Here is a 5786-nt window from a genome sequence, read left to right on the forward strand (position 1 = left end):
TAGGGTGTCAACCTTATTTAAAAAAAGACACTCGTCCTTAAATGGCGTGTATATTGTGAAGTATTGCTGTCCGGTAAAACAGACAGTATGGTCAAAGACGGGCTGAAAGCCCAACAATCACATAGCCCAGGGCAGCGCCCTGGGTAAACATTATATCCCCACATCCCCATACGCCCTGCAAGGGCAAAAGCCTAATTATTAAGGTGTTTAATATATATCATGTTTAAAGGATTTCATACAATTGTGCCAAAGAATCCCTAACTTGAGAAATGACAACTATATAATATGATATACTATCGAACCACGTCTTTTTCCTCTAAGCCTCATTTCTATCTTATTTACAGTGCTTTGGTTTGATGTCTGTACCATATTTTTGAAACCTTTTTATTATATTTTTGGTTCTTGTTCGTCTGCAAACGATATGGTATTTTCTTCTAAACGCCAACGTTTTTATTGAATATCCGCTTTTGAAACGCAAATTTTCCCTCCCACTTCTTTTGCCCATCATGTTGTGTTGGACAACAATAGCTTGGTAATCAATAAATAAAATCACTTAGCAACATATCTTCCTGACGATGATGCCGTCTGCTCTTGGCATCATCATCAGGAAGATATGGTAGATATCCTCATCAACTCGATTTTATACCTATTGAGGTATTTTTTTGAATTTCCTTTTTTTTATTCGTAGAAATATATTAATTTTGTGCAGATTAATTGATTTCGTGTATTCGTACACTTAGTTTCAATCGATTCATGCCTCAGTTCACGCCGAGCCTTTTACGGGTATTTATACTTTAAACAAAGGAGAAAGGGTGGGTAGAGGCACGACATAATTAAGGCGTTTACTTGACGCTCTGTTTGAGACAGCTTGGAATCTCGCAAATTCAAAGTCATTATAGTCTTGAACTTAGCAACGGTAGATGTCCCGGGTGTGATTATATCATTCCTGTGTGGTTCTCTGTAAGCCATCATTGTACCCTTATAGGTGCAGTGCGTGGTTGTGTACACAGACCTCACGGGGAGGATTATCATATCGGCGTGGGCTCTGACGTTGTCTGTTCGACTATAATAGGCAATGCGAGAGCCTCAAGCTGTGGAATGGACAACAGGTAGGTTCTCCACGCTTTTTTTGTGCCAGAATAATAACCTAATCAGAATGCTAACCCTACATTGTTCAGGAGAAAGCAATGTGCCAAAATAAGTCTATTATGGCTACAGGATTTTTGTATCTAAACACTCGCAACGAACTGATTCGCCTTGACTGTTCCAAGATTGTGTACATGGAGGGTGATGGCAACTATACCAACATTGTGCTTGTCAACAAACAGAAGGTGGCTGTCTGTATGAATCTCAGCAACATGCAGCAGTTTATCTCTGAGAGCTTGCGTGAGCGTGCCTCTATTTTTGCACGCATAGGTAAGCGTTTCATCGTAAATCTCAACTTTATATATAAGGTGCAACCTCTGCTGCAAAGCCTTGTTGTGACTGATGGTGTTCACTTCACCTTTCAACTCGGTATATCGAAGGAAGCACTCAAACAGCTAAAGGACATTCTCGTCGGACGGGTTCCAGACCGAACTCAAATCAATGTAGGATAAAATCAAAAACGATGGAAATTATAATAGGAAGAGAAGAAGGCGCACGTCGTCTACATTGTATTGTTGGTGGACGTGAATTCAATATAGGTCAGGCAGGCGCAGTGCCATTGTCTGTAAGTCGTCGGCATTGCAAGATTTCAGTCAATGGAAGCAATATCAGCATAGAGAACATAAAGGCGCAGAACGTAACCTTTGTAGACGACAATCAGGTAGTCAGCAAAGGTATCACCTCGAACAGCCGTGTGCAGTTAGGCGAAGAGCGATTTCTTGTACCTCTGCAGCAGATACTGCAACTGGCTGGTGTCTCAGCAGTCAATGGAATGGATCCGCAAAAAGAGGCACCGACATTCTCGTTGAAACCCATGAAGGCTGTGTGGGAGGAATACGACAACCGCAGAATGAAGATACAGAACGATGCTGCAAAATCTGCGAACAAACAACGTCTGCAAGGTCTATTCTCCATGTTTGGTATGTGTCTCGGCTTTATTCCTGGCATAGACCCTACAATACGCATTATCATCATTGTTGCCGCTTTGTCCATAGGTATATATTTCTTTATAAAAGGAAGCATCACTGCAACCGTTCAACAACAGTTGCACGACCTCGACGATGAGTATGCCAGGAAGTACAAGTGTCCTAATCCTGCTTGTGGAAGACCATTTGGTGCGATACCGTACCGCAACATCGAGTACAATAAGCAGTGCTTGGCTTGTGGTTGCAAGTACACCCACTGACATTTTGTGTAATAATCGGGGCGTTTCATACAGGATGCCGATTTTCTCATGGTGTTGAGGTATAATAAGCATAATTTTGCAGCATCAAAATAATGATTTAAAAACTTTAAAAGCTATTGATATGAACAACGAAGAAACAATCGTCATGAAGCCGCAGAACAATAAGGCAGAACAGACACAAAGCGTAGAGACAGTTGATAAGAAGTCGAACAAAGGCAAGAAAGTAGTCGCTACGGCAGCCGCCTCAATTGTGGGCGGTGTAGTCGGTGGTGGTGCTGCTTATGCTGCTACGGAAATGCTCCATAGCAAGGACGAGGCAGAGGAGCAGAAGCCTGAGGAAGAAGCAGTGGCAGCGGAGAAGCCTGCTGCAGCAGTCGTTGACGAACCTCAAAAGGAGCAGCCTGACGAACCCCAAAAGGAGGAACTCGTATCCAGAGTAGACGATGAAGAAGGTGGCGAACCCGACTATGCTAATCACAATGGTGCTGACCCCGTAACACAAAATCCCGAAGTGCAGGCTACGGTTGACGACACCAATGGCGGCAATGCCCATGAGGTGCAGGTGTTGGGTATGTACGAAGCGCAAGGCGAGGACGGACAAACCATGCAAGCGGCTATGCTGACCAACGGCCATGAGGTAGCTGCTGTTGTGGATTTAGACGGTGATGGTGTAGCAGACGTTCTTGCTGTAGACGAAAACCATAACCAGCAGATAGATGAAGGCGAGGTGTACGACCTCTCAAACGATAATGTACATATGGCGGATTATCAGGATTTGTATATGGCGCAACAGCAACAGATGCAGATGGATCAGGAGCAAAATACATTTGCCTATAACGCCAGCGATGACCAGCCGGATTACAACAATGATGCCGATTTGTCATATGTATAAAGTCACGCAGATACTACTCTTATCGGTAGTACTTGCCTTGCTGCCATTATCAGTCCAAGCGAAGATTTATCTTTTGTCAGTCGGCATATCCGACTATCCTGGCACACGGAACGACCTCCGCTTGCCGCACAACGATGCAGCCACAATGCAGTGGCTCTACAAGGAGAACAAACAGGCAAAGGTCTGCTTGCTGATGAACGATAAGGCAAAGGTGGCTACCGTGAAGAAGGCTCTGCAAAAGATGGTTTCTGTAGCAACTGCCGACGACATCGTTGTGATATTCTTCAGCGGTCACGGGGTTAAAGGCGGATTTGTCTGCTATGACGGTTCCCTGTATTACGATGATATCTATACGGCGATGGCATCGTGCAAGAGCAAAAACAAAATGGTGTTTGCTGACGCTTGTTTCGCAGGGGCTATACGCCAGGGTAAGAGCAACGCCAATGCGAGTTCAAACAGCGTCAATAAGGGCAATGTGATGTTCTTCCTCTCCAGTCGCAGCAACGAGAAGTCAATCGAGAGACCAGGTATGACAAATGGCTTCTTCACTTACGCCTTGCAGCATGGATTGCGAGGAGGTGCAGACAAGAACCGAGACCGCATCATTACGGCAAAGGAGCTGTTCGACTATGTTAGCGAAAAGGTGAAGAAAGACTCAGGCAACCGTCAGCATCCCGTGATGTGGGGCAAGTTCTCCGACGATATGCCTGTGATGAAATGGTGATACCAATATAAACAGAACAACAATGAATGAGATAAAGATAAAATGTCCTACTTGCGGCAAGGTGCTCCGTTTGAAAGATGTACCAAACATCAATGCGGCGTTTTTCACCTGCCCCGTATGCAAGGAAAAGCATATCGTTGGCAAGTGTCAACGATATGTGGAGCAGCCTAAGCCTATCGCTTCTTCGGGTGATGAAACCCAGTATGGAGGTGGTTTTATACAGCAATCGGGAGGCGATGAAACAAGGATTGGTCCACAACCTCAACATGGTGGTGGAGATGAAACACGAACAGCCTCCGCTTCATGCCCTACGGTCGGTGTACTTGTGGACAATACGGGTAGTACATATGCGTTGCGTTTAGGCATTAACACTATAGGACGTAGTGCAGCTTCGTCGACAGCAACTATACAGATAGCCACCAACGACCGCACCATGAGCCGAAGCCATGCCGTGATAGAAGTGAGCAATGCAGGAGGAAAGACAATTCACATTCTCAGAAATGGAGCGAACAAGAATCCGTCCTATATGAACGGAGTACTCATCGGACAACAAGACCAACTGGTGCTCAACAATGGTGATCGTATCAAGATGGGTAGTACAGAACTGACATTCAAAAAGTAACAGTATATGAAATTCAAGATTAAAGCATACAACCTGCAGGAACTTGGACAAAGAACAAATCAAGAAGATTCGCTCTTTCCTGCATTGGGTAAGTCAACGTCTGACGACCGCTTGTTCGTTCTCTGCGACGGAATGGGCGGACATGAGAAAGGCGAGGTGGCTTCGGCTACGGTGTGCGAGACATTAAGCCGTGTCATCCTTTCCGCTTGGCATCCAGGTGAAGTGTTGAGCGACGAACTCTTCCGGCAAGCACTTAGTGCAGCCTACGATGCGCTTGATGCTAAAGACAATTGCGAAGAACGCAAGATGGGCACCACGCTCACCTTCTTATGTCTGCACGCCAGTGGTGCCACTGTGGCGCATATAGGCGATAGCCGTATATATCAGTTGCGTCCGGCTTCAAAAAACACTTCGGCACGTATCGTCTTCCGCACGCAAGACCACTCGCTCGTCAACGATCTGGTGAAGATTGGCGAGATAACAGAAGAGGAGGCTAAGCACCATCCGCAGAAGAATGTCATCACACGTGCTATGCAGCCTTGCCAGGAGCATCGTGCTAAGGCAGACATTGCCCATCTCACAGACATCCAACCTGGCGACTATTTCTACATGTGCTCCGATGGTATGTTGGAAGAAGCTTCTGACGAGAACATCCTCAATATCATTACCAAGCCTAATGCTACAGATGAGCAGAAGTTGGAGATGCTACGCAATGTGACAGAAGAGAATAAGGACAATCACACGGCACACCTTATACATATTGATAAGGTGGAGGGCGATGCCTCTATTGCCTCAAACGAAGAATCTCACTCTCCCGTAAAAGGCACATGGATTACTCCAGAATTTAACAAACCAAAGAAGAAACGGAAAGTATGGCAATGGATTGTCGGTATTGCTGTCATTGCGGTTATAGCTGCCGCTGCTTCATTCTTTATGTGCGGAGGCAAGAACAATGCTTCGGAATTGGTTGGCGATAGTATCAAGTTGGCTCCTGCCAAGGTTCGACCAATAGAACAGAAAAAGGATACGCTGAAAAAGGACACGGCAACGAGCAATGCTATTAATAAGTTTGTCAAACCATCCAACCCAAGAATGAAAAGAGAGACAAAACAAACAATCCTAACGAAAAGACAAAATAAGTCATGCAACAACAATTGATTATAGGAACACTCCTACATGGAGGTACATACAAGATAGAGAAGATACTCGGACAAGG

General features: G+C 45.2%; 6 protein-coding genes. All 6 read left to right on the top strand.

The features are described 5' to 3' along the window. Positions 1-1208: 1208 nt before the first annotated feature. The 6 genes from HMPREF0673_RS12510 to HMPREF0673_RS12535 all read left to right on the top strand — a co-directional run bounded on the left by HMPREF0673_RS12510 (position 1209) and on the right by HMPREF0673_RS12535 (position 5728). Positions 1209-1598 carry a LytTR family DNA-binding domain-containing protein gene (locus tag HMPREF0673_RS12510; protein ID WP_157591719.1) on the top strand — a complete coding sequence of 130 codons (390 nt, stop codon included), beginning with the start codon at positions 1209-1211 and terminating at the stop codon, positions 1596-1598. An 11-nt stretch (positions 1599-1609) separates the two neighbouring features. Continuing rightward, the gene (locus tag HMPREF0673_RS12515) at positions 1610-2332 is read left to right on the top strand and encodes an FHA domain-containing protein (protein ID WP_007903162.1); all 723 of its coding nucleotides are present in this window, start codon (positions 1610-1612) and stop codon (positions 2330-2332) included. A gap of 121 nt (positions 2333-2453) precedes the next feature. Beyond that, entirely contained in the window at positions 2454-3224 is a 771-nt protein-coding gene (locus tag HMPREF0673_RS14615; RefSeq protein WP_040597036.1) for a hypothetical protein, read from the top strand. Continuing rightward, positions 3199-3948 (top strand): caspase family protein, encoded by a 750-nt coding sequence (locus HMPREF0673_RS12525; protein WP_172633668.1) that lies wholly within the window; start codon positions 3199-3201, stop codon positions 3946-3948. Before HMPREF0673_RS14615 ends, HMPREF0673_RS12525 begins: the two co-directional genes overlap by 26 nt. A 22-nt stretch (positions 3949-3970) precedes the next feature. Then, entirely contained in the window at positions 3971-4570 is a 600-nt protein-coding gene (locus HMPREF0673_RS12530) for an FHA domain-containing protein (RefSeq protein ID WP_007903166.1), read from the top strand. A 6-nt stretch (positions 4571-4576) separates the two neighbouring features. Further along, the gene (locus HMPREF0673_RS12535; RefSeq protein ID WP_007903168.1) at positions 4577-5728 is read left to right on the top strand and encodes a PP2C family protein-serine/threonine phosphatase; all 1152 of its coding nucleotides are present in this window, start codon (positions 4577-4579) and stop codon (positions 5726-5728) included. Positions 5729-5786 lie beyond the last annotated feature (58 nt).

The organism is Leyella stercorea DSM 18206, assembly GCF_000235885.1.
GTDB lineage: Bacteria > Bacteroidota > Bacteroidia > Bacteroidales > Bacteroidaceae > Prevotella > Prevotella stercorea.